Origin of the sequence: Anaerolinea thermophila UNI-1, from assembly GCF_000199675.1 — a bacterium.
Taxonomy (GTDB): Bacteria; Chloroflexota; Anaerolineae; order Anaerolineales; family Anaerolineaceae; genus Anaerolinea; species Anaerolinea thermophila.
On record NC_014960.1, the window covers coordinates 2,781,647 to 2,806,329 of the forward strand.

At 54.8% G+C, this 24,683-nt stretch carries 20 protein-coding genes; 13 read left to right on the forward strand and 7 right to left on the reverse strand.

Annotated features, from left to right (window positions below):
* Window positions 1-104 precede the first annotated feature (104 nt).
* The 8 genes from ANT_RS12650 to moaA all read left to right on the forward strand — a co-directional run bounded on the left by ANT_RS12650 (window position 105) and on the right by moaA (window position 10,796).
* Window positions 105-1,601, forward strand: a complete 1,497-nt coding sequence (locus ANT_RS12650) for an MFS transporter (protein ID WP_349675161.1) — start codon at window positions 105-107, stop codon at window positions 1,599-1,601.
* Complete coding sequence (locus tag ANT_RS12655) at window positions 1,549-2,142, forward strand: TetR/AcrR family transcriptional regulator (protein ID WP_081460311.1); 594 nt, start codon at window positions 1,549-1,551, stop codon at window positions 2,140-2,142. The genes ANT_RS12650 and ANT_RS12655 overlap by 53 nt, the downstream gene beginning before the upstream one ends.
* 117 nt (window positions 2,143-2,259) lie before the next feature.
* A complete protein-coding gene (locus ANT_RS16605) occupies window positions 2,260-3,138 on the forward strand; it encodes a S1 RNA-binding domain-containing protein (RefSeq protein ID WP_013560921.1) in 879 nt (292 codons plus the stop codon).
* Between the two features lie 247 nt (window positions 3,139-3,385).
* Window positions 3,386-5,008 (forward strand): CTP synthase, encoded by a 1,623-nt coding sequence (gene pyrG / locus ANT_RS12665; protein ID WP_013560922.1) that lies wholly within the window; start codon window positions 3,386-3,388, stop codon window positions 5,006-5,008.
* 89 nt (window positions 5,009-5,097) lie between these two features.
* Window positions 5,098-6,405, forward strand: a complete 1,308-nt coding sequence (gene eno, locus ANT_RS12670; protein WP_013560923.1) for a phosphopyruvate hydratase — start codon at window positions 5,098-5,100, stop codon at window positions 6,403-6,405.
* Window positions 6,406-6,585: 180 nt separating this feature from the next.
* Window positions 6,586-8,757, forward strand: a complete 2,172-nt coding sequence (locus ANT_RS17595; RefSeq protein ID WP_070105127.1) for a fasciclin domain-containing protein — start codon at window positions 6,586-6,588, stop codon at window positions 8,755-8,757.
* A gap of 109 nt (window positions 8,758-8,866) precedes the next feature.
* On the forward strand, window positions 8,867-9,763 hold the full coding sequence (locus ANT_RS12680; RefSeq protein WP_013560925.1) for an SDR family oxidoreductase: 897 nt from the start codon (window positions 8,867-8,869) through the stop codon (window positions 9,761-9,763).
* A gap of 52 nt (window positions 9,764-9,815) precedes the next feature.
* Entirely contained in the window at window positions 9,816-10,796 is a 981-nt protein-coding gene (gene moaA / locus ANT_RS12685; protein ID WP_013560926.1) for a GTP 3',8-cyclase MoaA, read from the forward strand.
* A gap of 44 nt (window positions 10,797-10,840) precedes the next feature.
* Here the strand turns inward: moaA and ANT_RS16610 are convergent, their stop codons facing one another.
* The 3 genes from ANT_RS16610 to ANT_RS12700 all read right to left on the reverse strand — a co-directional run bounded on the left by ANT_RS16610 (window position 10,841) and on the right by ANT_RS12700 (window position 13,936).
* Entirely contained in the window at window positions 10,841-12,214 is a 1,374-nt protein-coding gene (locus ANT_RS16610) for a sensor domain-containing diguanylate cyclase (RefSeq protein ID WP_013560927.1), read from the reverse strand.
* Window positions 12,215-12,332: 118 nt separating this feature from the next.
* Window positions 12,333-12,893, reverse strand: a complete 561-nt coding sequence (locus ANT_RS12695) for a ribonuclease HI family protein (protein ID WP_013560928.1) — start codon at window positions 12,891-12,893, stop codon at window positions 12,333-12,335.
* 194 nt (window positions 12,894-13,087) lie between these two features.
* Window positions 13,088-13,936: a metallophosphoesterase gene (locus ANT_RS12700; protein ID WP_049784906.1), complete on the reverse strand. Its 849-nt coding sequence runs from the start codon at window positions 13,934-13,936 to the stop codon at window positions 13,088-13,090.
* Between the two features lie 145 nt (window positions 13,937-14,081).
* On the opposite strand from ANT_RS12700, the gene ANT_RS12705 reads away from it, so the two are divergent.
* Window positions 14,082-15,053, forward strand: coding sequence for an alpha-L-fucosidase (locus tag ANT_RS12705; RefSeq protein ID WP_013560930.1), 972 nt, complete (start codon window positions 14,082-14,084; stop codon window positions 15,051-15,053).
* Between the two features lie 53 nt (window positions 15,054-15,106).
* Here ANT_RS12705 and ANT_RS12710 read toward each other — a convergent pair whose 3' ends face one another.
* The 3 genes from ANT_RS12710 to xpt all read right to left on the reverse strand — a co-directional run bounded on the left by ANT_RS12710 (window position 15,107) and on the right by xpt (window position 18,243).
* Window positions 15,107-16,033: a DUF7544 domain-containing protein gene (locus ANT_RS12710; protein WP_013560931.1), complete on the reverse strand. Its 927-nt coding sequence runs from the start codon at window positions 16,031-16,033 to the stop codon at window positions 15,107-15,109.
* Between the two features lie 64 nt (window positions 16,034-16,097).
* Window positions 16,098-17,654 (reverse strand): glutamine-hydrolyzing GMP synthase, encoded by a 1,557-nt coding sequence (gene guaA, locus ANT_RS12715; protein ID WP_013560932.1) that lies wholly within the window; start codon window positions 17,652-17,654, stop codon window positions 16,098-16,100.
* 10 nt (window positions 17,655-17,664) lie between these two features.
* On the reverse strand, window positions 17,665-18,243 hold the full coding sequence (gene xpt, locus ANT_RS12720) for a xanthine phosphoribosyltransferase (protein ID WP_013560933.1): 579 nt from the start codon (window positions 18,241-18,243) through the stop codon (window positions 17,665-17,667).
* Between the two features lie 118 nt (window positions 18,244-18,361).
* Here xpt and ANT_RS16615 point away from each other — a divergent pair, with 118 nt between their 5' ends.
* A complete protein-coding gene (locus ANT_RS16615; RefSeq protein WP_013560934.1) occupies window positions 18,362-19,123 on the forward strand; it encodes a Type 1 glutamine amidotransferase-like domain-containing protein in 762 nt (253 codons plus the stop codon).
* Window positions 19,124-19,125: 2 nt separating this feature from the next.
* Here the strand turns inward: ANT_RS16615 and polX are convergent, their stop codons facing one another.
* On the reverse strand, window positions 19,126-20,871 hold the full coding sequence (gene polX / locus ANT_RS12730; RefSeq protein ID WP_013560935.1) for a DNA polymerase/3'-5' exonuclease PolX: 1,746 nt from the start codon (window positions 20,869-20,871) through the stop codon (window positions 19,126-19,128).
* 142 nt (window positions 20,872-21,013) lie between these two features.
* Here polX and ANT_RS12735 point away from each other — a divergent pair, with 142 nt between their 5' ends.
* The 3 genes from ANT_RS12735 (at window position 21,014) to ANT_RS12745 (ending at window position 24,639) form a co-directional block, all read left to right on the forward strand.
* A complete protein-coding gene (locus ANT_RS12735) occupies window positions 21,014-21,871 on the forward strand; it encodes an aldo/keto reductase (RefSeq protein WP_013560936.1) in 858 nt (285 codons plus the stop codon).
* A gap of 51 nt (window positions 21,872-21,922) precedes the next feature.
* Window positions 21,923-22,345, forward strand: coding sequence for a CBS domain-containing protein (locus tag ANT_RS12740; RefSeq protein ID WP_013560937.1), 423 nt, complete (start codon window positions 21,923-21,925; stop codon window positions 22,343-22,345).
* 80 nt (window positions 22,346-22,425) lie between these two features.
* Window positions 22,426-24,639: an ATP-dependent helicase gene (locus ANT_RS12745; RefSeq protein WP_013560938.1), complete on the forward strand. Its 2,214-nt coding sequence runs from the start codon at window positions 22,426-22,428 to the stop codon at window positions 24,637-24,639.
* Window positions 24,640-24,683: the final 44 nt, after the last annotated feature.

Below are 24,683 nucleotides of genomic sequence, written 5' to 3' on the forward strand. Positions count from 1 at the left end.
ATCTGCTCATGCTCTGCAATCAAAAAGGCTTGGGGACTCCCAAGCCTTTTTGATTCGGGATGATTTCTAACAATCACCCTTGCGAGGGATGACATTCTCTCATCATCGTATTAAAATACAAACTAAACGAACGTTCAGTAAAACTAAAAGAGGTAGACCATATGGATCAGAAACAGAGAAATCGCATTTTACTGGTGTTGTTCTTTGGAGTGTTGATGGGCGCGCTGGACATTGCCATTTTAGGTCCTGCCCTGCCCTCCATCCGAAAGCAGTTTGCTGTGGATGAACGCACGCTGGCATGGATGTTCAGCAGTTACGTGCTGATGCAACTCATCAGCACGCCATGGATGGCAAAACTATCCGACCTGTACGGCAGACGCTGGATTTATATGCTGGACATTGGGTTATTTGCTCTGGGTTCCCTGCTGGTAGCACTCGCGCCAGCCTTCTGGGTTGTGTTATTGGGGCGCGCCATTCAGGGCTTTGGCGCAGGGGGTATCTTCCCCGTTGCCAGCGCGGTAATTGGCGACACCTTCCCACCGGAAAAACGCGGCAGTGCCTTGGGAATGATTGGGGCGGTATTCGGTCTGGCGTTTCTCATCGGTCCCCTGCTGGGTGGTGTCGTCCTGGCACTTGCCTCCTGGCACTGGTTATTCCTGATTAACCTGCCGATTGCCCTGGCGATCCTGATCTCTGCTTCACGGCTTTTGCCGGTAACCCGCCCGGCACAAACCAGCCGTCTGGACTCGGGTGGACTGGTGCTCCTCAGCCTGTTTTTGATTTCGTTGACCATCGGCATCAATCAACTGGATTCCAGTCAATTCCTTTCCAGCCTCCTGCAGGTTCAGGTAGGTGGTTTGTTTGGCATAGCGCTCATCCTGCTGGCAGTACTGATTCGGTATGAACAACGTGTTGAAGCCCCCCTCCTGCCCGCCCGCCTGTTCAACCGCCGTCAACTGGGGCTGGCGTATGGGCTCTCGTGGGGCGCGGGCTTTACCGAAGCCAGTCTGGTGTTTGTCCCGCTCATGGCAGTCAGCGGGTTGGCGTCTCAGGGAATCACTGAGAAAAATGCCACCTGGTTGCTCATCCCGGCAGTGCTGGCAATGGTTGTCGGCGCGCCGCTCAGCGGGCGGATGCTGGATCGCTTTGGTTCGCGCGCGGTAGTCGTCACCGGCACATTTGTCATGAGCCTTGGTTTTCTGATGCTGAGCCTTCTGGGAAGCAGTCTTTTCTGGTTCGTCTTCTCCGGGTTATGGATTGGGCTGGGACTCAGCGCTCTGCTGGGAGCGCCTATCCGCTACATCATGCTAAACGAGGCTCTCCCCGAAGAACGCTCGCTAGCGCAGGGCATTGTCACCCTGTTTTCCAGCACCGGTCAATTGATTGGGAGCGCCTTCATGGGGGCACTTGCCGCCTCATTCGGCAAAGCCGATGCCTTTTCCGGCTATCGCGCGGCATTTGTATTCGTCCTGTTCATCAGTTTGGTAATGCTGGGAAGCGCGACCCTGTTGAAAAAACGTCAGGAAGAATTATCCAGGGAGAGAACGCATGCCAACCCCATTGGAATCGCCCAGAATGAAGATGCGCCAGCGCATTCTTAGGGAAGCTACCCGACAATTTGTAGAGCGCGGCTTCGACGGCGTCTCTATTCGAGACCTGGCGGAAGCCTGCCAGGTGACCAACGCCGCGCTCTACTACCATTTTCCAGACAAAGAACACCTCTTTCTGGAAATACTGGAGCAGGGTTTGGAAAATTTCACCCGAATTTTAAGAAACGCCCGGGAAAAATATCCAGCCTCCACCCAGGATTGCCTGAAGGAATTCATTCTGGGGATTTTCACTCAGGTACCGCCCGAGTCACGCGGCGTGATGCGACTGGCAACGCAGGAAATGGAAAAACTCTCTCCCGGACTGCGCGAAAAATTCAAAGAAATCTACGCGAAGGAATTTTTACATCCACTTGAAGAAATTCTCAGGGAAGGACAGGCACGGGGGGAAGTCCGCCCTTTGCCTTCCAACCTTCTGGTCTGGGCATTCCTGGGGATTTTTTACCCATTTTTAGCCTCAGAAAGTCATCCCAACTTCTCAGCCGACACCCCTGAGATCCTTCTGAGCATCTTCTGGAAGGGAATCCAGCCCTGAGCCCTGCGATTGGAGAAACCTTTGTGAAATTTTTCGCAGTCAGAATTGACATAACCTCAAGGGAGCGGTATAATCGCCTTTCGTGACAATTATCCCGGGAGAGGTAAGGTACAGAAGATGGAATCGGAAGTAACTACTCAAGGGGTTGAAAGCAAGCCCCAAATCCAACCCAAACAGCACTTTCGTGCGAAAGTGCTCAAAATTTCGCTGGCAGGAGCGGCAGTCGACCTGGGAATCGGTCAACCTGCTTTCCTGCACATCTCGCAGATTCAGCCCTTAGATGACGAACCCATCAAGCGCGTCAGCGACGTTCTGCAGGAAGGGCAGGAAATTGATGTATGGGTCAAGCGCGTCAAGGAAGGGCGCATTGAAGTCACCACATTCAAACCGCTGGACCTGGAATGGCGCGACCTGAAAAAGGGTATGGTGGTTAAGGGTACCGTAGTGCGTCTGGAAAAATTTGGCGCCTTCGTGGAAATCGGCGCGGAACGCCCTGGTTTGTTGCACATCTCGGAAATGGCTCACGGTTACGTGCGCGAACCTTCTGAGGTGGTCAAAGAGGGCGATGAGATTGAGGTCGAGGTCATTGACTTCAACCGCAAGAAGCGTCAGATCAAACTGAGCCGTAAAGCATTGCTGCCCGAACCCGTTAAGGAAGAAGAACCCATTCAGGCGTTCATTGAACCTCCCAAGCGCGAGCGCCCCAAAGATCGCGAAAAGGATAAAGAGAAAGACAAAGAAAAGGCTCAACGGCGCAAGAAAGCCAAAGCACCCCGCACCCGCGAAGAAGACACCATCAGCGTGGATGCATTGCTTGAATCGCTTGGCGAAGAACCTCAGCCCGAGGTGGAAACCGCCATGGCAATCGCCTGGCGTGAAGCCATGGAACGCGCCAAAGCCCGCAAAGCCGAAGAGAAAGGGCGCAAGAAAGCCACTTCTCAGGAACAGGAAGAGATTCTTGCCCGCACCCTGGAAAACAAGGTGCAAACTTCCTGAAGAAGGCTGCTTGCCTCTCCTCTCCCAACGGGAAGAAAGGAACACCCCAACCGGGGTGTTTTCTTTTTTTGACCCATTTTTTATGGTAAACTTCTCTCAGGTCTGATATCCCCATTCCATCCAGGCATCGGTCCGGGAATGCGGAGAGGAACATGATGAAATACGGGGAGTAGATGTAAAAAACAAAGTGGGGAGTAGCCGAATCATACGGCTCTCCCCGCTTCTCTTTTGTCTGGAGGGTGGAAGCGTGGCAACCAAGTACATTTTTTTCACGGGCGGTGTGGTCAGTTCGGTAGGCAAAGGGGTCACTGCCGCTGCCATGGGACGACTGCTCAAGGAACGCGGTTTTTCGGTGGCCGTGCAAAAACTCGACCCCTATATTAACGTGGACCCAGGGACCATGAGCCCCTACCAGCACGGAGAAGTCTATGTCCTGGACGACGGCGCCGAAACCGACCTGGATTTGGGACATTACGAACGTTTTATTGATATCCGCCTGAACCGCGTTTGTAATGTCACCACCGGCCAGGTGTACGCCGAGGTCATCAGCCGCGAACGGCGCGGGGACTATCTGGGCGGGACGATTCAGGTCATCCCGCACATCACCAACGAAATCAAGCGGCGGATAGGGCTGGTGGGGCGAACAACCGGAGCGGAGATTGTGCTGGTGGAGGTCGGTGGGACGGTGGGCGATATCGAGAGCCTGCCCTTCCTGGAAGCCATCCGTCAGTTGCGCTTCGATGTCGGACGCGAAAACACGTTTTACATCCATGTCACCTGGCTGCCCTATATCGGCGCAACGGGAGAACTGAAAACCAAGCCCACCCAGCACTCCGTTGCCGAACTGCGCTCCATCGGCATTCAGCCGGACATGATCATTGCGCGCTCCGATTACCCAGTGGAAGCCAGTTTGTGCGAGAAAATTGCCCTGTTCTGCGACGTGGAAAAACGCGCCGTCGTGCCCATGGTCACCAATCCAATTTTGTATGAAGTCCCGCTAGCACTGGAAAAAGCCCAGGTGGGCGAATATTTGCTGGAGCGTTTGGGACTGGAAGCCCGCCGCAAGCCCGACTGGACGGACTGGGAGACCCTGGTGGAACGGGTGAAAATGCCCAAGCCGACCGTCACCATTGCGCTGGTGGGCAAGTACGTGGAACTGCACGATGCTTATATGAGCGTGCGGGAAGCCCTGCGCCATGCCGCCCTCCATCTGGGGGTGGAACTGGATATCCGCTGGGTGCACTCTGCCGAACTGGAGAAGGGCAAAGGCTGGGAAGAAATCAAAGCCGCCTCGGGGGTACTGGTGCCGGGTGGATTTGGCAGTCGAGGCATTGAGGGAAAGATTCAAGCCATCCATCATGCCCGCACCAACAAGATTCCCTACCTTGGCTTGTGTCTGGGAATGCAACTGATGGTGATTGAATTTGGACGGCACATTTTCGGCACGGACGAGGTGAACTCCACCGAGTTTGACCGCTCCACACCTTATCCCGTCATTGACCTGATGCCCGAACAGCATGGCGTGACCGATTTAGGCGGCACCATGCGTTTGGGATTGTACCCGTGCATTTTACAGCCGGGCAGTCTGGCGCATGCCTGTTACGGCGTGGATCGGGTAGAAGAACGCCACCGCCATCGCTTTGAGTTTAACAATGCCTATCGTAAAATATTCGAGGAACACGGCATGCGCTTTTCAGGACTTTCGCCGGATGGTCGATTGGTGGAAATCGCCGAGATTGCAGATCACCCCTTCATGGTGGCAACCCAGTTCCATCCGGAGTTTCTCTCCCGCCCGAACCGCCCGCATCCGCTGTTTTTAGGTTTTGTTAGAGCCGCCGCTCAGCAAGCCGGCGTGCTCCCCAAGGTATAAGCACAATTTGTGTGCTTTTTCACATTTTCTGTATTATACTTACCGAGGCAACTACAGCCCGGAAAAATCATCAGAAAGGATGTTAGGATATGGACACCATTATTGAGTCGATCGTTGCAACTGAAATTCTGGACTCGCGCGGCAACCCCACCGTGGAAGTCGAAGTTGTACTTGCCGATGGTTCGTGGGGACGCGCTGCCGTGCCCTCCGGTGCATCTACCGGTGTTCACGAAGCCCTGGAACTGCGTGACGGAGACAAATCCCGTTACCTGGGCAAAGGCGTGACCAAGGCGGTAGAAAATGTCAACACCGTCATTGCTGACGAACTGCTCGGCTGGGATGCGCTGGAGCAAAAAGCCATTGACCAGCAACTGCTGGCACTGGATGGCACCCCCAACAAGTCCAAACTGGGCGCTAATGCTATTCTGGGTACCAGCCTGGCGGTTGCCAAAGCCGCCGCCAATGCTCTGGGACTGCCCCTGTACCGCTACATTGGCGGGGTATATGCCCATGTACTGCCAGTCCCGATGATGAACATTTTAAACGGCGGCGCGCATACGGGCTGGCAATCCACCGACGCGCAGGAATTCATGGTCATGCCGCTGGGCGCGCCAACCTTTGCCGAAGGCTTGCGCTGGGGCGCTGAAGTGTATCATGCTCTGAAATCCGTGCTGAAATCGCGTGGCTACACCACCCTGGTAGGCGACGAAGGCGGATATGCTCCGGCTTTGAAAGCCAATGTAGAAGCAGTGGAAGTCATTCTGGAAGCCATTCAAAAGGCTGGTTTCAAACCCGGCGAGCAAATTGCCATTGCCCTCGACCCCGCCGCATCTGAACTGTATGACGAAGAAACCAAAAAGTACAACCTGCGCAAGGAAGGCAAAATGCTCACCGGCGAGGAATTGGTGGCGTTCTGGAAGTCCTGGATTGATCAATTCCCGATTGTCTCCCTTGAAGACGGTCTGGCAGAAGACGACTGGGATTCCTGGAAACTGCTCACTGCTGAACTGGGCGACCGCATTCAGATTGTCGGTGATGATCTGCTGGTGACCAACCCTGAGCGCGTGCGCCGCGGTATCCAGGAAAAAGCCGCCAACGCTCTGCTGGTCAAATTGAATCAGATTGGTTCGCTCACCGAGACCATTGAAGCCGTGGAACTGTGCCACCGCAACGGCTGGCGCGCCGTCTGCTCGCACCGCTCCGGCGAAACCGAGGATTCCACCATTGCCGATCTGGCAGTGGCGCTGAATATGGGACAAATCAAGACCGGCGCTCCTGCGCGCTCTGACCGCGTTGCCAAGTACAATCAACTTCTGCGCATCGAAGCCGAACTGGGCGATACCGCCAAGTATGCTGGTTGGGATGCCCTTCGTGTGCGTCCGCCGTTTGCCCGCTAAACGTTCTCTTCTACAAGAGTCAAACCCCACCCCTCACCAACGGGTGGGGTTTTTGATTAGAAATCCCTCATATGACAAACTTTATACATGTATAGTGTTTGTATTGGAAATCTTCCCCCCTTCAGGCATAATACAAGCATCGTTCAATCCAATTTTACTGGTTCACAAGGAAGGAGAAATATGAACCGCATTACTGTTTTTTCCCTGTTTCTAGTGCTGGCGCTGATTCTTGCGGCATGCGCACCCGCCGCTACTCCGGCACCTACTGCCACCCCAATGCCTCCAACCCCCATGCCCCAACCCACCTCAACAGAGGCTCCCAAAACGATTGTTGACCTCGCCGTAGCCGATGGACGCTTCAACACCCTGGTTGCTGCCGTGCAAGCCGCCGGGCTGGTCGATACGCTGAAAGGCGAAGGTCCCTTCACCGTGTTCGCTCCCACCGATGACGCGTTCGCCAAACTGCCCGCCGGTACGCTGGATGAACTGCTCAAACCTGAGAACAAACAGAAACTGGTGGACATCCTGACCTACCACGTAGTGGCAGGAAAAGTGATGGCAGCAGATGTAACTAAGTTGAGCGAAGCCGAAACCCTACTGGGCACCCCCGTGATGATTAATGTGAATGGCAATATGGTGAAAATCAACGACTCCAATGTGGTCATCACCGACGTGGAAGCAAGCAACGGCGTTATCCATGTAATTGACAGTGTGCTGTTACCCCCTGCCGATGTCGTGGATAGCGCCCTCGCTGATGAGCGCTTCAGCACTCTGGCCACTGCCATCAAAGCCGCTGGACTGGTAGACACTCTTAAAGGAAATGGTCCCTTCACCGTCTTAGCCCCCACCAATGAAGCCTTTGCCAAACTGCCCGCCGGCACGCTGGATGAACTGCTCAAGCCTGAAAACAAAGACACCCTGATCAAGATTCTCACCTACCACGTCATTCCAGGACGTTACAACAGCAAGGCACTGGCAGGACAGACAGAAGTTGCCACCGTTGAGGGTAACACAGTTGAAATTCAAAGCCAAGGCAGTACTCTGAAGGTCAATGACGCTAGCGTGATCGTTGCCGATGTGCTGGCTCGCAATGGTATCATTCACGCCATTGATACGGTCATCCTGCCTCCCAAGGACATTGTGGACACCGCAGTGGAGAATGGCAGTTTCAACACCTTAGCCGCCGCCCTGCAAGCCGCCGGACTGGTTGACACCCTGAAAGGCAAAGGTCCCTTTACCGTATTCGCTCCCACCGATGAGGCATTTGCCAAACTGCCCGCCGGAACGGTAGACAACCTGCTCAAACCCGAGAACAAAGACCTGCTGGTGAAAATTTTGACCTACCATGTGATCCCCGGTAAAGTCAAAGCCGCCGAGGTGGTCAAAGCCAGTGAACTGAAAACCGTGCAGGGCTTCCCGGTACAGATTCGCACCGAGGGCGGAAAGGTATTTGTGGATAATGCTCAGGTTGTCCTGACCGACGTCCGCGCCTCGAACGGCATCATCCACGTGATTGACACTGTCATTCTGCCGCCCGATGATATTGTCGATACTGCTGTAAAAGACGGGCGTTTCAAGACCCTAGTCGCCGCAGTACAGGCCGCCGGGCTGGTAGATACCCTGAAAGGCGAAGGGCCCTTCACCGTCTTTGCTCCCACCGATCAGGCATTCGCTAAACTGCCAGCCGGTACGCTGAACACCCTGCTCAAACCCGAAAACAAGCAACAATTGGTGGAAATCCTCACCTACCACGTAGTGCCGGGAAAACTGCCTGCGGCTGAGGTGGTCAAGCAATTCGAGATTAAGACCGCACAGGGACAGCCCGTACTGGTCAAAGTGGATGGCGATAAGGTATTCATCAACAATGCGCAGGTGATCCTCACCGATATTCGCGCCGGCAATGGCATCATCCACGTGATTGACGCCGTCATACTGCCCCCTAAGGATATTGTGGATACAGCCGTAGGCGACGGGCGTTTCAAAACACTGGTTGCCGCGGTGCAAGCCGCCGGACTGGTTGAAACCCTGAAAGGAGAAGGCCCCTTTACCGTATTTGCGCCCACCGATCAGGCATTTGCTAAATTGCCCGCCGGTACGCTGGATGAACTGCTCAAACCCGAAAACAAACAAAAATTGACCGATATCCTCACCTATCACGTGGTGGCTGGCAAAGTCTATGCCAAGGACGTGGTCAACCTGAAAGAAGCCACCACTGTATTGGGCAAGAACGTGACCATTAAGGTCATGGATGGGAAAGTGTACATCAACGACGCCCAGGTCATCATCACAGATATCCTCTGCTCCAACGGCGTCATCCATGTGATTGACACGGTTATCCTGCCGCCCCAATAAAGCCATCTTCCTCCCGCCCATAACAGGCGGTCATCCTCCCCGATGAGTGCAGAGCCAGGTCTCTGCACTCATCCTTCCTTACAACCCAACTTCAAGAAAGGATAATATTATGGAAAGTACTAAACTGACGGGAAAGACTATCTTAATCACCGGCGCAACCGACGGTATTGGCAAAGAAACCGCACGGCAACTTGCCAGACTGGGAGCCCACATTCTGATCACCGGCAGAAACCCTCAAAAAGTCGAAGCCACTGTCCTGGAACTCCGTCAATCTACCGGCAGTCCGCAAATTGAAGGATTTGTCGCCGACCTGTCCAGTCAGGAACAAATTCTCAACCTTGCCCATGCCATCCATGAGCGGGTTCCTGCGTTGCATGTGCTGATTAACAACGCCGGCGCCATTTTCATGCAACGACAGACCAGTGTTGACGGGATTGAAATGACCTTTGCACTCAATCACCTGGGCTATTTCATGCTCACCCTGCTTTTGATAGACTTGCTGAAAAACAATGCTCCCTCCCGGATTATCAACGTATCCTCTGCGGCGCACCGCGGAGCAAGACTGGACTTCAACGACTTGCAGAATGAACGCGCCTATCAGGGCTGGCGGGTTTACAGCCAATCTAAACTGGCAAATCTGCTCTTCACTTATGAACTGGCACGACGTCTGGAAGACAGCGGGATGACGGTCAATGCCCTGCATCCGGGTTTTGTGGCTACCCGCTTTGGCAGAAGCAACGGTGGGCTCTTTGACCCCTTATTCCGCCTGTTTCAGTTTGCCGCCATTCCTCCGGAAGAAGGTGCCCGCACTAGCGTGTACCTTGCTGCTTCGTCAGAGGTAGAAGGGGTAAGCGGCAAGTATTTTGAAAAATGCAAAGCCGTACCTTCCTCTCCTGAATCTTACGAGGTATCCTCTGCCCAACGGTTATGGGAGGTCAGTTTACAGATGACCGGAATTTCAGAACCTGAAATCCTGCAAACCCGAACGATGAAATCCCCTGCTTAATCGGACATTTTTTGTTTATAATGGAGGAAAATCTTCCCTGGAGTCATTCCCGATGGCATACGACCGGTTTGGGCGAAACATTCACTACCTGCGCATCAGCCTCACAGATCACTGTAACCTGCGCTGTGTGTACTGCATGCCCGAAGATATGACCTTCCGCCCCGCTGCGGAGATGTTGCAGGATGAAGAGTTGCTTCTTCTGGTACGGATTTTCGCCAGTTTGGGGATCGATAAAATCCGCCTGACGGGCGGCGAGCCAACCGTGCGTGCCAATATTGTCTCGCTGGTACGAGAAATCTCCTCTACATCGGGCATCCGCACGGTCACTATGACCACCAACGGCATCCTGCTGGGAAAACTGGCAAAGCCGCTCAAAGAAGCCGGACTTCAACGGGTGAACATCAGTCTGGATACGCTCGACCCGGCAAAATTCCGCCGTCTGACCCGCTGGGGAAAATTCGAACAGGTGTGGGAAGGCATCCGCGCCGCTGAAGAGGCTGGTTTAACTCCCATCAAAATCAACGCGGTAGTTGTGCGCGGTTACAACGAAAAAGATGTGGTTGACCTGGCAAAACTAACTTACGAACACGGCTGGCAGGTACGTTTCATCGAAATGATGCCGTTTGCCGGAGCCACCGAACTTCAGCAAACCCAGGTGGTCACCACCTGTGAGATGATAGAACGCATCGAACAAGCCCTGGGAAAATTAGAACCGGTGCGAGAGGGCGAACTGGATGGGGAAGCGCGTGTTTTTCGCTTGCCCGGCGCCAGAGGCGAGGTAGGCTTCATCTCCACCGTCTCCATGCCCTTCTGTGCGTCCTGCACACGCGCCCGCCTGACCGCCGATGGCAAACTGCGCCTGTGTCTGCTCCGCGAGAAAGAAGTGGACCTGCTGGCTCCACTGCGGGGAGGCGCGAGTCCTGCTGACCTGCGGCGCCTGATTCTGGACGGCATCTGGCAAAAACCCTGGGGACATGGACTGGCAGAAGGCAGTGTACCGCTCAACCGGGTAATGAATGAAATTGGCGGATAAAGATGAAGTTTGAGCAAGATCAGAAAAAGAGAAAAAGCCCTGAATCAGGGCTTTTTTCGGCGTTTTTCCAGGTACATCATCCGGTCTGAACGGTTGAAGAGGGTATCAACCTCTTGCGGGGTAGTGGCTACCGCCCAACCGCAGGAAAGGGAAAGCGAAAGATCAGGCTGACGGATGTTATAGAGGTTTTGCAAAGAACGAATTCGTTCCGTCACCTGTTCCGCCGCATATTCGTCAGCAGGCGCCAGCAAAATGGCAAATTCATCCCCACCCAAACGGGCAACCACATCATCAGCGCGGCAGGCATGATGCAGAAGTTCAACGGTCTGACGGAGCAGGTAGTCCCCGGCTGTATGCCCTTTTTGATCATTGATGGCCTTCAGCCCATCCACGTCCACCATCACCATCGCCACAGGGAAGCGCCTCCCTAACTGCAAACGGCGCAGTTCTGAATCGAAATAAGCACGATTGTAGGCGCCGGTCAAGCCATCCTGCATGGAGAAGCGTTGCAATTCCTGCTCGCGTTTCATTTGTTCCGTAAAGTCATGGAACAGCCAGACCCGGTACAAGCCATACATGCCGGGCAGTTGAAGCACACGGGAACGGCACTCCATCCAGCGTCCTGTGGTCGTCTCATACACCTCCAGGCTCTCCCCCGAAGTTTCCTGAATGGTGCGGTCCAGGAAATGCAAAAAACGGTCCGGCTGGCGCATCAGACGCGCCATTTTGCCCCTCCAGCCGATTAAGCCCGTATCAAAAGTTTGCTCGGGGATGCCAAAGGTTTGAATCAGAGAATTGGAGCGGTAAATGACCCTGCCCATAGGGTCGGTAATCATCATGCCGTTGTGATGGTCAGAAAGTGTCGCCTCAAGCAGAGAAAGATTGCACTGCAGTTTTTGCTTTTCCTCCATAAAGCGGGTAATGTCCTGTAAGGTGACCAGGCGCACCCCGGGGAAACCGGGCTTCCAACCGGCACGGCTCACCCACATATGCACATAGCGGGCAGGCTGGAGAGTGTCGAGATACAAATCCATGTTGACTACAGAAGAGGCGGAAACCCTGCGCAAGGCTTGCTCTAACTCAACACCAAAAACCTCTCCTACCGGTTGATTTTTCAACGCCACCCGCGCCTTTCCCACCCAACTGGCGCCCGCTTCATTGATGTCCACAACGGTAACATTGCCATTGACCAGAACAACGGCGATGTCCATTTGATTCGCGATACCATCTTCGTCCAAAAGCGTCAACTGTTGCTCACGGGTGATTGCCATGGCAAGTGGAAAGATAGCCCAACCAAAAAGTGTAAAAGAGTTTTCCCCCAAGATGAACAGAAGTAAGGCTAACAAACATACCCCAAGGATTTCCCCCGCCTCAGCCCACCCTTTCAAGCGGGAGCGCCGTTCACTCCATAACCCCATTCTGTACCCTCGCATCCAAGAGATAACCGGATGAAGACGAAATTCTAAACAACTCTTTTATAGTGTACAAAAAAACGGGGCTTGATTCAACCAGCATTTTAGAGGTTCTAATGCAACTTCATACACTCAACCCACCCGGTTGGTACACTCTGAGATTCAGCAAGGGAAACAGGGTTCTGGAGCGATCGGGGTGTTGTTCCATTTCCAGCGCGTGAATGGTTTCGCGATACTGCCGGGTGTTGGCACGGATCTGCTTCATGGCACGACGGGTCAGTTGGTCGGCGGCGTGATTCTTGCGCCGCGGGGTCCATGTCCACAGCAAACGGCGAAAGCGGCTTGCCAGACGCTGAGCGCGCCGGTACAACGGACGGGTGCTGGCAGAATTGACCGCCGCCCGTCCCACCATCTGGTCAATGACGGAACGGGCATCACCGATGATCTCCACGGCTTCATCCTCTGCCCCCATATCCAGCAGGGCTTCCAACCCCTCAATTAACCCGAGATATTCGGCAATGTTTGAACTGGCATCGTTGCGGCGCATGTACCCTCCATGTCCGCGGGCAATCGGCTTACCATTCCGGCTGATGACCCAACCGTAGCACATTACTCCCGCATGGGGGGCAGTCCCCCCTTCCTGAGTCAGCGGACGATACAGTCCATCAAAGCGAAGTGTTAGCATAGACTCCTTTCCTGACTTAAGCGACACGGTCGGCGGGCGAGGGTCGCCGCCGACCGTGGTTCTTCATCCAGTTGAGGGGTAGATCGTCGTCTTCGTAACAACATCATCTTAGCCTCATTATGGCAAAAGATGAGAAAAAGTCAATAAAAAAGAGTTAACAATTGGTTATCAATTCGTAAAAAAGAGAGAGCGAATCAGGTCAGTTCAAACAGGGTAATTTCCGGTAAACAGCGAAAACGCACAGGCAGAGTGGTTGTCCCCAAACCTCGATTGGTGTAAAGCCACATCTCGCCCACGCGATACAGCCCCAAGGGATAACGCCGCCCCAATTCCGGCAGAAACAGCGCGCCCAACAACGGCAAACGGACCTGCCCCCCGTGAGAATGCCCGCTTAACTGCAGAAAAAACCTGCCAAGGTAAGCACTGTAATCGGCACCATCGGGTTCGTGAATCAGCAAAATGGCGGGCTTATCCGCAGGAATAGCCTCCGCCAGTTCTCTCACCCCACTCCAATGCGCCAGCAAACTGCCGCTTCCGGCAATGATGAGTTCCTCTCCTCCCAGAGAAAACGTTTCCCATTGATTATCCAGCAGGTGAACCCCACTCTGGCGGAAAATATCCAGCAATCTCTGCCGCTCCGGTCCGTAATCGTGGTTACCCCGCACCGCATACACCGGGAAAGTTTTTGCCAGTTCAGGAAGAAATTCATGCAAATCACTGAGGGCTTGAGCGATGTTCCCCCCGCGGGTCAGATAATCCCCCGTCATCATCACCACATCCGGATTCAGATCCCTCATCCGATTCAGGACTACCTGCGCCTGCTCAAGTGTATAGTAGCCGCCAAAGTGCAAATCACTGATGTGCGCCAGACGTTTTCCACGCCACCCACAGCACTCCTGGGGCAAAGCGAGGGGCTGGGGGACAATCTCCACCTGATAAGGTTCCAGCAATGTAGCATCCAGACCGGAAGCAACACACAATGTGCTCACCAGCCCGCCGGCAAGCCATTGCAACGCCTTGCGGCGTGAAATTTTCTCACTCATTCTCCGCATTATACCGAAAAAATTTCCCTCTCTTTGATATTTTCGAGAAACCCGATCAGTATTTTCTACCACTTACAACTTTGCAAACTGATAATTTAGCAAACAATAACCTTCGTTGATTTTTCTATAATTATCCATAGAAATTATGTCTGTACTATCTATGTCTACTCATCCATTGAACCCTTCCTCCGCAAACATCCGAACGCTTTCCCACCAATGGCAAGGGGCACGTTTAGGATTGCTGCTCGAATGGGCAGATGGCTCACCGCTGACGATACAACCACACTATTGGGCTTCCCTCTGTCAGAAGGCAGGCGCTCGCTATGTGATCTTCTCCCCTTCTTTAATGGAATCCCTATCAGAGGAAGAAAGCACTTATCTAACCAACGTGCTGAACGCCTGCATTCAGCAGAATTATCTGACCGGGGTTTCCATCTCACAAACTTCCATACCTCACATGCCCCACTGGGAGGATATTGGCGTTCTTCGCATTGCCTGGACACCCCCTCACGCCTCTCAAAACTTCTCTTATGAAGCAGGTGAAACCCTGCTGTGTAATCAACGCCAGCAAGGCAAGCCCAACTTTGTCACTTTTAAGCGAGATTTCGGCGAGTGGCTCGCCCCTGAGGCGTGGGAGACGCTGGACTGGCTGGTGCTGGATCCCCACACCCCATTGCGTTCTCCGATGCGCTCCCTGCGCACACTGATTAACCTGCTGGTGCGCGCTGCTGTACGCGGGGGCAACCTGTTACTCAGCGTACCCGTCTCTGCTCATGGAGTTGAAGCCCGGCATCAACGTCGTTTAGAGCAACTGGGGAACTGGTTGAACCTTTACGGTCATACCCTGTATGACACCCAACCGGGACCGTATCCACCCCAGTTGTGGGGCGGGTGCACCTGGCAGGAGAATCGCCTTTATGTGCACGTCCTTGACTGGGTAGATGAAGAAGTCATCCTGCCCTTACCAAGCGGACACATTCGTAAAATCACCTGCCTGACCGCACCCTCCATCGGGATTCAGCGCACCGCCAATTCACTTTCGTTCCGTATTCCTCCGGAAAATCAGCAGGAAATGGATACCATTATCGAAATCGAACTGGACCAGCCCTGGGCATAAAAAGCAGTGGAGCCGTTTAGACAGCTCCACTGCTTTTTATGAAAAATGGGGGTTTAACTGCTCACCGGTAAAACTTCAACCACCTCGGGCTGGGCAGTGCGCCCCGTCAGTCGGCGGAAAATCAGCGTCCAGGATGTGCCCAGATAGGCTGTCAGGATGCCATTGAGGAACATGTACACCGGCAGGTACACACACATCAGGACAAGGGTAAGCACCATCCCGGTACTGCCAAACACCTGGCCACCGTTAAACATCCATGCGCCCAACAGCGGCGCCAGGGCAATCAGGAAGGGGATGCTCAGAACAATCCGCACCACCAGACTGCCCAACCCCAGCACCAAGCCCATCACGATATACTCGCCCAGATGGGCTGTGAAGACCTGCCATGCCCGCGAGATACCTTCGCCAATGGAGAGATTCTCCCCCACCATGGCAACAATCACCTGCTCCACCCAGACCTGCAACAGCCACGCCAGAGGAATGAGCAAGCACAGGAACGGCAAAAGGCAAATCAATCCAATACCCAGCGTCACTACCGTTCCCAGAACAACAAAAATGCCCAATGCCACTCCTACGATGAGAAAAACGACAAAGAGCAGGAAAGAAAGTCCCAGGACACGCCAGAAATAGGCACCGCTTTCTGCCCACAACTCGGCAAAGGATAATTTAACCGCACCCTCATCGGCTTTCCAGGCACCGCGAACCAGTCCAATCCGACCAAACGTTCCCAGCACCAGTAAAACCAGAACCAGGACAAACACCGCCAGGACAATTAATGCCACCAGCCAGAAATTCTGGTTCAGCCATTCTTCCAGGCGGTATCCGAAGACATTTGGTGCAGTGGAACGATACTCTTCGCGATAACTCAAATCCGGGTTTCCGCCATTGCTCAGAAAACCAGCCAGGATGCCAAAAATCCACAGCACTTTGTGCTTCCAGATCATTTGCCAGGCTTTGGACAAAACCTCACCGTAACTCATATACCCTCCATGACTTTGTGCCGGGATATCACAAGCACCCCGGTCTTTGCTATTTCAATATACGTTATTCCCATTCAATGGTTGCAGGCGGTTTGCTGGTGAGGTCGTACACCACCCGGTTAACGCCGGGTACTTCGTTAACGATGCGGCTGGCAATTTTCGAGAGCAACTCATGCGGAATGCGTGCCCAGTCGGCGGTCATGAAATCCTCGGTGGTCACCGCGCGCAGGGCAACCACTTCCTGATAGGTGCGCGAGTCACCCATCACCCCTACCGAGCGCACCGGCAAAAGGACGGCAAAAGCCTGAGCAATCCTCCCGGGTTCGTCCATCAGGCGCTGATTGAGCAATCCCGCGGCGGTCAATTCCCCGGTGAAGATGGCATCCGCCTCGCGGAGACGTTCCAGGCGCTCCCAGGTAATCTCCCCCAGACAGCGGACTGCCAGCCCCGGACCCGGGAAGGGCTGACGCCAGACCAGTTCGGGGGGCAAGCCCAGGGCTTCGCCCACCAGACGCACTTCGTCCTTGAACAAATAGCGCAACGGCTCCACCAGTTGGAAGGTCATGTCTTCGGGTAAGCCGCCCACATTGTGATGGCTCTTAATCTTATGGGCTTTCTGGCGGTCCGGCGCGCTGGATTCGACCACATCGGGATAAATCGTCCCCTGCACCAGGAAAGGCGGGTTTCCCAACCGCCGAGCCTGCCCCTCGAAAATCCGGATAAAGGTCTCGCCGATGATTTTACGCTTGCCTTCGGGGTCGGTGACCCCCTCAAGGCGGTCCAGAAATTCCTCCACCGCGTTGACGGTAATGAGCCTCACCCCCAGATTCTTGCGAAAGGCTGTTTCTACCTGCTCCCTTTCCCCTTTGCGGAGCATCCCGGTATCCACGAACACAGCAGTCAACTGATCCCCTACCGCACGGTGCACCAGCGCCGTGGCAACGCTGGAGTCTACCCCACCACTGACCGCCGAGAGCACCGGCGCATTCCCCACCTGTTCGCGCACGCGGCGCACTCCCTCGGCAATGATGGACTCGGGCGTCCATTCCTGCTTCGCCCCGCAAATTTCCACCACAAAACGGCGCAGAATTTCTCTGCCAATGGGGGTATGATGTACTTCAGGATGGAACTGCACCCCAAACCAGCGGCGCTCCAGATGCGCCATGGCAGCATAAGGGCTTCCCGCACTGCTGGCAAGGGCAATAAAACCTGTCGGTAATTGTTCAATGCGGTCGCCATGGGACATCCACACCGAATGCTCTCCAACAGGGATGAGCGGATTCTCCCGCAGGGTTTGCAGGGTAGCGTGTCCATATTCGCGGGTGAGGGCTTGCGCCACCACTCCGCCCAGCGCATGGGTGAGCAACTGCATGCCGTAACAAATCCCCAAAATGGGAAGGTTGGTTTCCAGCAGGCCCATCGGAAGCGTAGGGGCACCGGGTTCATACACCGAGCGGGGACCTCCGGAAAGAATCACTCCTTTGGGCCGCACGGCAAGAATCCTTTCCAGTGGCACATCCCACGGCAGGTACTCGCTGTACACCTGCAATTCGCGCACCCGGCGGGCAATCAACTGGGTGTACTGCGAGCCGTAATCCAGCACAACAATTGTATCCACCACAGAAAACCTCTCACAAGTCGTTCACAAAATAAATGCCCGTCTCGTCCATGCGCTCAATGACCGCCAGCGAGTGAATGGGGACGTTGAGGTGTGCCAGTGCCGCCCGACCGCCCTCGAAAATCTTCTCGACGAGCGTGCCAATGCCCACCACCTGAGACCCTGCCGCCTGCGCCAGCCGTACCAGCCCCAGAATGGTTGCTCCGGATGCCAGAAAGTCGTCAATAATCAGCACCCGTTCACCAGCAGAGAGATACTCCGGCGAAACGATTAATTCGGTCATCACCCCTTTGGTGTGGGAAGGTGCAACCGTCAGATACACCGTATCGGGCATGGTGATGGGCTTGCTCTTACGGGCGTACACCACCGGTAGATTCATATGACGACCGGTCATCAGCGCCGGCGCAATCCCGGAAATTTCTGCGGTGAGGATGCGCGTGGCACCCACATCGGCAAAACGGCGGGCAAATTCCGCGCCGCAGGCATCCATCAGTTCTGGATCAACCTGATGGTTGATGAAATTATCCACCTTAAGGATGCCTCTTCCCAGATACTTGCCATCTTTGAGAATTCGCTGTTTGAGTGCTTCCATTTTTCCTTCCTCGCTTTAAAAGAATTGTCCGGTCAAGAGAGACCGGTATAGACAACTTTTACTTTGATTTTACATCCAGAGCAAGGGTTTATGCAATCCAGAGGCAAGGATAAATTTCATGAGACAACACCTTGCTTTGCTTCTCAATCTATGGTTTACTGAATACATGCTGGATTTGAAAGCAAACCTGCCGGGCAAAGGTATACTGGCACTGGTGGGCGCAGGCGAATATCTGCCTGAGATGGAAGTGGTGGATACTTACCTTCTCCACCTGCTTACCGAACCCGTGCGTGTAGTGTGTTTGCCCACTGCGGCGGGGAGCGAAGGGCAAAAGCGCGTGCAATACTGGATGGACAAGGGTGTTGAACATTTTCAGCGTATGGGCGTGAAACAGGTTCAAGCCCTGCCCCTGACCCATCGAAATCATGCTTTCCACGCGCCGTTTGTAGAGCAACTTCAGCAGGCGAATTTTGTTTATCTCTCAGGGGGAAAACCGGCATATCTGTATCAAACACTGGTCAACACCCCGGCATGGGATGCCATTCAGGGGGTATTGCAAAAAGGTGGTGTGGTGGCAGGTTGCAGCGCCGGGGCGATGATTTTTGGCGAGCGGGTGCTGGCATCTCCCGCGGGTACAGGCACCTTTCAGGGCTTTGGCTTTGTGCAAAATGCCTGCATCATTCCCCATTACGATGAGATCCCCCGCCTGATGCTGGAAAGCGCCGCTGCGCTCCTTCACCGGTGGTTATTTGTGGGCATCGAGGGCTTTACAGCATTGATTTTCACCCCGCAGGGCAGATGCGTGCGCGGCAAAGGCAAAGTGGAACTGCGCTTTGCCGGAGAGCGACTGCCCCGCTTTGAGCAAGATGGGTTCTGGTAACCCTATGCTGAACCGCGCCGCTTCAGCCATTCCAGCAGGGCTTCGCGCGTCCAGGTGTTGACCACCTGTGGCGCAGTCAGCCAGGCGCGCCGGGCTACTGACACGCCAAAGACCATTTCATCCATGCCCACCGGTGCATGCGCATCGGTATTGATGACGATGGGAATGCCCAGTGAGGCGGCATGGCGCACATGCACATCATCCGCATCCAAACGGTAGGGACTGGCGTTAATCTCCAGCGCAACCCCGGACGTCTGCAGAGCAGGGTAAATTTGCCCCCAATCCAGGTCAGCGCCGGCGCGGTCGGGCAACAGCCTGCCGGTGGGATGCGCCAGAATATCCACATGGGGATTGCGCAGGGCGTTCAACACGCGCGCAGTGATTTGCTCGCGGGGCTGGCGCAAACTGGCATGCAGGGACGCAATGACGATATCCAACTGCTCCAGCACCTCATCGGGATAGTCCAGCGTGCCATCGGCGCGGATATCCACCTCTGCCCCATGCAAAATCAAAATTTGCTCACCAAATTTATGGCGTACCGCCTCTACCTCTTCCCGCTGACGCAAAACATCCTCCGGCTTCATTCCCCGCACAATGCCCATGTAACTGGAATGGTCGGTGATGGCAATAGCATGGTAGCCGCGGGCAAGCGCGGCACGCACCATTTCCTCAATGCTCACCGCCCCATCCGACCAGGTGGAGTGGGTATGCAGTTCCATGCGGATATCCTGCAATTCAATCAGGCGCGGTAAACGCCCTTCGCGCGCGGCATCCACCTCGCCGCGGTCCTCGCGCAGTTCCGGCGGAATCCATGCCAGCCCCAGCATGGCGTAACCCTCTTCTTCACTGGCGATGCGGCGCAGGTTGCCTTCTTCATCGGTCAAGCCGCGTTCAGATAGAGACAACCCCTGACGCTGTGCCAGTTCGCGCATGCGCACATTGTGATCTTTCGAGCCGGTGGCATACATCCAGAGCGCGCCAAACGACTCCGGCGGTTGCGTCCAAACCTGAATACGTGCACCATCCAGCAGTTCCACACTGGATTTATTCTCCCCCTGCCCCAGCACGCGCTTAACCTCAGGATGATGGACAAAGGCTTCCATCAGAGGAACAGAGTCACGGGTTGCTATTACCAGGTCCAAATCGCCCACGGTATCTTTCCAACGGCGCAAACTTCCCGCCGGTTCGGCGCGTTCTACACCGGGCTGCGCCCTCAGCCACTCCAGCCAGCGGTGTGCCAGCGACCAGGCACGCACCAGCGTCATGCGCTGACTGCGCTCCGCCAGCGCGGCAATGCCATCCAGAATGGCTTTCTCCGATTTCTCGCCCATGCCGGGCAGGGAACGCAGGCGTCCTTCGCGGGCGGCTTTTTCCAGTTCCACCAGCGTGGTGATGTGCAGGGTTTTCCAGAACAGCGCCGCTTTGCGCGGTCCAACGCCCGGAATACGCAGAAGGTCCAGCAAGGTTGGGGGAACTTCCTGCTCCAAACGTTCCAGAAAACCCAGTTTACCGGTGGTAAGCAATTCCTCAATTTTCTCAGCAATGGCTTTGCCAATGCCGGGCACCTGCGTCAGTTCACCGCGTTGTGCCAGCACGCTGGCATCTTCGCCGAGGGCACGTAAACTCTCGGCGGCGCGCTCGTAAGCGCGGATTTTGAACACCATTTCATCCTGAATTTTCATCAGGTTGGCGATGCGTTCGAATACATCCGCCAGTTCTGTATTGGTCCAATGCTTTTTCACTTCCATGCTTAAAGCGTATCATATTCTGATAGAAAAAGAGGGCGGAATTTTCAGAAAATTGATATAGACATCATCCCTTCTGAGGATATCCACTCACCCAGTCTTTGACGTATACTATAAACACAACCAGAATTTAAGGAGGGTTGCCATGATTGAAAAACTTCCCTTTGGACGCACCGGGCACCTCAGCACCCGCACCCTGTTTGGTGCGGCGGCATTTTACAATGTGACCCAGGAAGAAGCCGACCGTACGATGGAAATTCTGATGCAGTACGGCGTCAACCACATTGACACGGCGGCATCTTATGGTGATTCAGAAATCCGTTTGGGCCCCTGGATTGAGAAATACCGCCATCAGTTTTTCCTTGCCACCAAAACCGGCGAACGCACCCGCGAAAAAGCCCGCGAAGAAATCCACCGCTCACTGGAACGCCTGCGCACCGACCATGTGGACCTGATTCAATTGCATGCCGTCATTGAAGACGAGGAACTGGAGCAAGCCCTGGGCACCGGCGGTGCGCTGGAAGCCGCGCTGGAAGCCCGCGAACAAGGATTGGTGAAGTTTATCGGTATTACCAGCCATAGTTTACATGCACCGATCATCCACCTGCGGGCGCTGGAGCACTTCGATTTCGACTCGGTGTTGCTTCCCTGTAACTTCATGCTCTTGCAAAACCCCCAATACGCAGAACCTTTCCACAAACTGCTTGATCTGTGCCGCCAGAAGAACGTCGCCGTGCAGTGCATTAAGACCCTGCAACGCCGTCCTTACGGGGATGGCCCACACACCCATGCCACCTGGTATCAACCCTTTGACGAGCCGGAAGCCGTGCAAATGGCTGTCCACTGGGCTTTAGGTATTCCGGGAGTTTTCATCAACACCGTGGGAGATATTCATGTTTTGCCGTTAATGCTGGAAGCCGCGGCAAATCCTCAACCTGCCCCATCTGACGATGCCATGCGAGCATTGATGGCTCGCTACGAAGCCGCCCCTCTGTGGGCGTGAGTCCGTGCACCCGCCCGACAATTCCATGCAAGGGAAGAAAGGGAAACCAACATGATACAAACCGTTCGACACATTCTTGAAGTAAAAGGCAGCGATGTATGGTCCATCGGACCCGATGCCACCGTGTTTGATGCCTTGCGCATGATGGCAGATAAAGATGTAGGTGCCCTGGTAGTCATGGAAAACGACAAAGTGGTGGGAATCATCTCCGAGCGCGACTACGCCCGAAAAATCATCCTGCATGGGAAGTCTTCCAAAGAGACCCTGGTGCGGGAAATCATGAGCACTAACCTGTACACGGTGCACCCCGACCAGACGGTGGAAGAAGCCATGGAGATCATGACCAACAAGCGCGTGCGCCATCTTCCCGTCATGGAAGGTGAAACGCTGCTGGGGATGATTTCGATTGGCGATGTGGTGAAGAACATCATCTACCGTCAGCGCGAAATCATCAAGAGCATGTCTCAAAAGTAAAATCTGTCACCGCCTAACCTGTGGCAACTTTCGGCTTAAAAAGCCGGAGGTTGCCGCTTTTTTATAGTACAATCGAGCCCGTGGACTCACTGGAACATCTCAACCCTCAACAACGCGCGGCAGTGACCGCGTCCGCCGGTCCGGTGCTGGTGCTGGCAGGTCCCGGTTCAGGCAAAACGCGGGTGTTGACCTTTCGCATTGGTTACCTGCTTAGTCAGCTGGGCGTCGCCCCGCATCACATTCTGGCAGTCACTTTTACCAACAAAGCCGCGCGGGAGATGCAATCCCGCGTGGAAAAACTGCTTGGGCATTCCCTGCAGGGCATGTGGCTGGGCACTTTCCATGCTATCTGCGCGCGCATTTTGCGCCGCGAACAGCAATACCTGCCGCTGGACGCCAACTTTGTCATCTTTGACGAAGACGACCAGCAAGCCCTGATCAAACGCGCCCTGCGCGACCTGAATCTGGACGAGAAACTGTACCGCCCCACCAGCGTCCACGCTGCCATTTCCAACGCCAAGAACAACCTGATTCTGCCCGAAGATTACCCCACCGCCACGTACCGCGATGAGGTGGTAGCGCGGGTGTACAAACGCTATCAGGAACTACTCGTTTCCAGCAATGCAGTGGACTTTGACGATTTATTGCTATACGCATGGAAACTTTTAAACGAATTTTCTACCGTGCGAGAGCAGTATGCCCGCCGGTTTGAACATATTCTGGTGGACGAGTTTCAGGATACCAATCTGGCACAGTATGAACTGGTAAAACTGCTAGCCTCTTACCACCGCAACCTGTTCGTGGTGGGCGATGAAGATCAATCCATCTACCGCTGGCGCGGCGCCGACTACCGCAACGTCCTGCGCTTCGAAGAAGACTTTCCCGACCGCCAGAAGATTCTGCTGGAGCAGAATTACCGCTCTACCCAGCGTGTGCTGGACGCCGCCCAAGCCGTCATCAACCGCAACCGCAACCGCACCCCCAAACGCCTCAAATCCACCCCCGAACACGGGGAAGGGGAAAAACTGGTGCTGTACGAAGCCGTGGATGACTACGGTGAAGCCGCTTTCGTGGTGGATACCATCCAGCAGTTGGTGGCAGGCGGCAAAGCCCGCCCGGGGGATTTTGCCATCATGTACCGCACCAATGCGCAATCGCGCCTGCTGGAAGAAGCTTTCCTGCGGGCAGGCGTGCCCTACCGTCTGGTGGGTGCCATGCGCTTCTACGGGCGGCGCGAAGTCAAGGACATGATTGCCTACCTGCGTCTGGTGCAGAATCCCGCCGATGAAGCCAGCCTCGGGCGGGTCATCAACGTGCCGCCGCGCGGCATCGGCGATAAATCTCAACTTGCCCTGCAAATGGAAGCCCAGCGCACCGGACGCAGTGCCGGGTTGATTCTGATGGAACTGGGACGAGAGGGCAAAGACTCCCCACACTGGCAGGCGCTGGGACGCAACGCCAGCCTGCTGGCAGATTTTGGCTCGCTGCTGGGAGAATGGCACCGCCTTAAGGATGAAATCTCCCTGCCGTCACTCTTCCAGCGCATTCTGAACGACCTGGCATACCGCGAATACATTGACGACAACACCGAAGAGGGGCAAAGCCGCTGGGAAAACGTGCAGGAACTCCTGCGCATTGCCTATGAGTACGAAGAAAAAGGCTTGACGGCTTTTCTGGAAAACCTGGCACTGGTTTCCGATCAGGACACCCTGCCCGAAAACGTCGAAGCCCCCACCCTGCTGACCCTGCACGCCGCCAAAGGGCTGGAATTTCCCATCGTATTCATCACCGGACTGGATGACGGCTTGATTCCTCATAACCGCTCGCTGGACGACCCCGAAGCCATGGCAGAGGAACGGCGTCTCTTCTACGTGGGTTTGACGCGGGCAAAGAAACGGGTATATCTGGTGCGCGCCGCTCAGCGCAGTACTTACGGTTCTTTTCAGGACTCCATCCCTTCGCGTTTCCTGAAAGACATCCCCGCCGACCTGATTCAACAGGACGGGCGCGGGCGGCGCATGGGCAGATCCTGGCAATCCGAGTCCCGGCGCAGTTGGGATGACAACTACGCCGGAACATGGGGAAGCCGACCGGAACGGGCGAAACCCTCTCACGCGCCCATCTTACAGCCGCGCTTCAAGCCGGGCATGCGCGTCAAACATCCATCTTGGGGAGAAGGGCTGGTCGTGGACAGCCGTATTCAGGATGAGGATGAGACGGTAGATATCTTCTTTGACAGCGTGGGGTTTAAGAGGGTCATTGCGTCCATCGCTAACCTGGAAATTCTTTCCTGAGCAACCTTCCCTCCCTTCCACAGGGAGAATGTATAATAAAAAAA

What these genes read in the sequence shown, in the direction of transcription:
- ANT_RS12655 (WP_081460311.1), top strand. Translation starts at nt 1,549, where the DNA reads ATGCCAACCCCATTGGAATCGCCCAGAATGAAGATGCGCCAGCGCATT.
- ANT_RS16605 (WP_013560921.1), top strand. Translation starts at nt 2,260, where the DNA reads ATGGAATCGGAAGTAACTACTCAAGGGGTTGAAAGCAAGCCCCAAATC.
- eno (WP_013560923.1), top strand. Translation starts at nt 5,098, where the DNA reads ATGGACACCATTATTGAGTCGATCGTTGCAACTGAAATTCTGGACTCG.
- ANT_RS17595 (WP_070105127.1), top strand. Translation starts at nt 6,586, where the DNA reads ATGAACCGCATTACTGTTTTTTCCCTGTTTCTAGTGCTGGCGCTGATT.
- ANT_RS12680 (WP_013560925.1), top strand. Translation starts at nt 8,867, where the DNA reads ATGGAAAGTACTAAACTGACGGGAAAGACTATCTTAATCACCGGCGCA.
- moaA (WP_013560926.1), top strand. Translation starts at nt 9,816, where the DNA reads ATGGCATACGACCGGTTTGGGCGAAACATTCACTACCTGCGCATCAGC.
- ANT_RS16610 (WP_013560927.1), bottom strand. Translation starts at nt 12,214, where the DNA reads ATGGGGTTATGGAGTGAACGGCGCTCCCGCTTGAAAGGGTGGGCTGAG.
- ANT_RS12695 (WP_013560928.1), bottom strand. Translation starts at nt 12,893, where the DNA reads ATGCTAACACTTCGCTTTGATGGACTGTATCGTCCGCTGACTCAGGAA.
- ANT_RS12700 (WP_049784906.1), bottom strand. Translation starts at nt 13,936, where the DNA reads ATGAGTGAGAAAATTTCACGCCGCAAGGCGTTGCAATGGCTTGCCGGC.
- ANT_RS12705 (WP_013560930.1), top strand. Translation starts at nt 14,082, where the DNA reads ATGTCTGTACTATCTATGTCTACTCATCCATTGAACCCTTCCTCCGCA.
- ANT_RS12710 (WP_013560931.1), bottom strand. Translation starts at nt 16,033, where the DNA reads ATGAGTTACGGTGAGGTTTTGTCCAAAGCCTGGCAAATGATCTGGAAG.
- xpt (WP_013560933.1), bottom strand. Translation starts at nt 18,243, where the DNA reads ATGGAAGCACTCAAACAGCGAATTCTCAAAGATGGCAAGTATCTGGGA.
- ANT_RS16615 (WP_013560934.1), top strand. Translation starts at nt 18,362, where the DNA reads ATGAGACAACACCTTGCTTTGCTTCTCAATCTATGGTTTACTGAATAC.
- polX (WP_013560935.1), bottom strand. Translation starts at nt 20,871, where the DNA reads ATGGAAGTGAAAAAGCATTGGACCAATACAGAACTGGCGGATGTATTC.
- ANT_RS12735 (WP_013560936.1), top strand. Translation starts at nt 21,014, where the DNA reads ATGATTGAAAAACTTCCCTTTGGACGCACCGGGCACCTCAGCACCCGC.
- ANT_RS12740 (WP_013560937.1), top strand. Translation starts at nt 21,923, where the DNA reads ATGATACAAACCGTTCGACACATTCTTGAAGTAAAAGGCAGCGATGTA.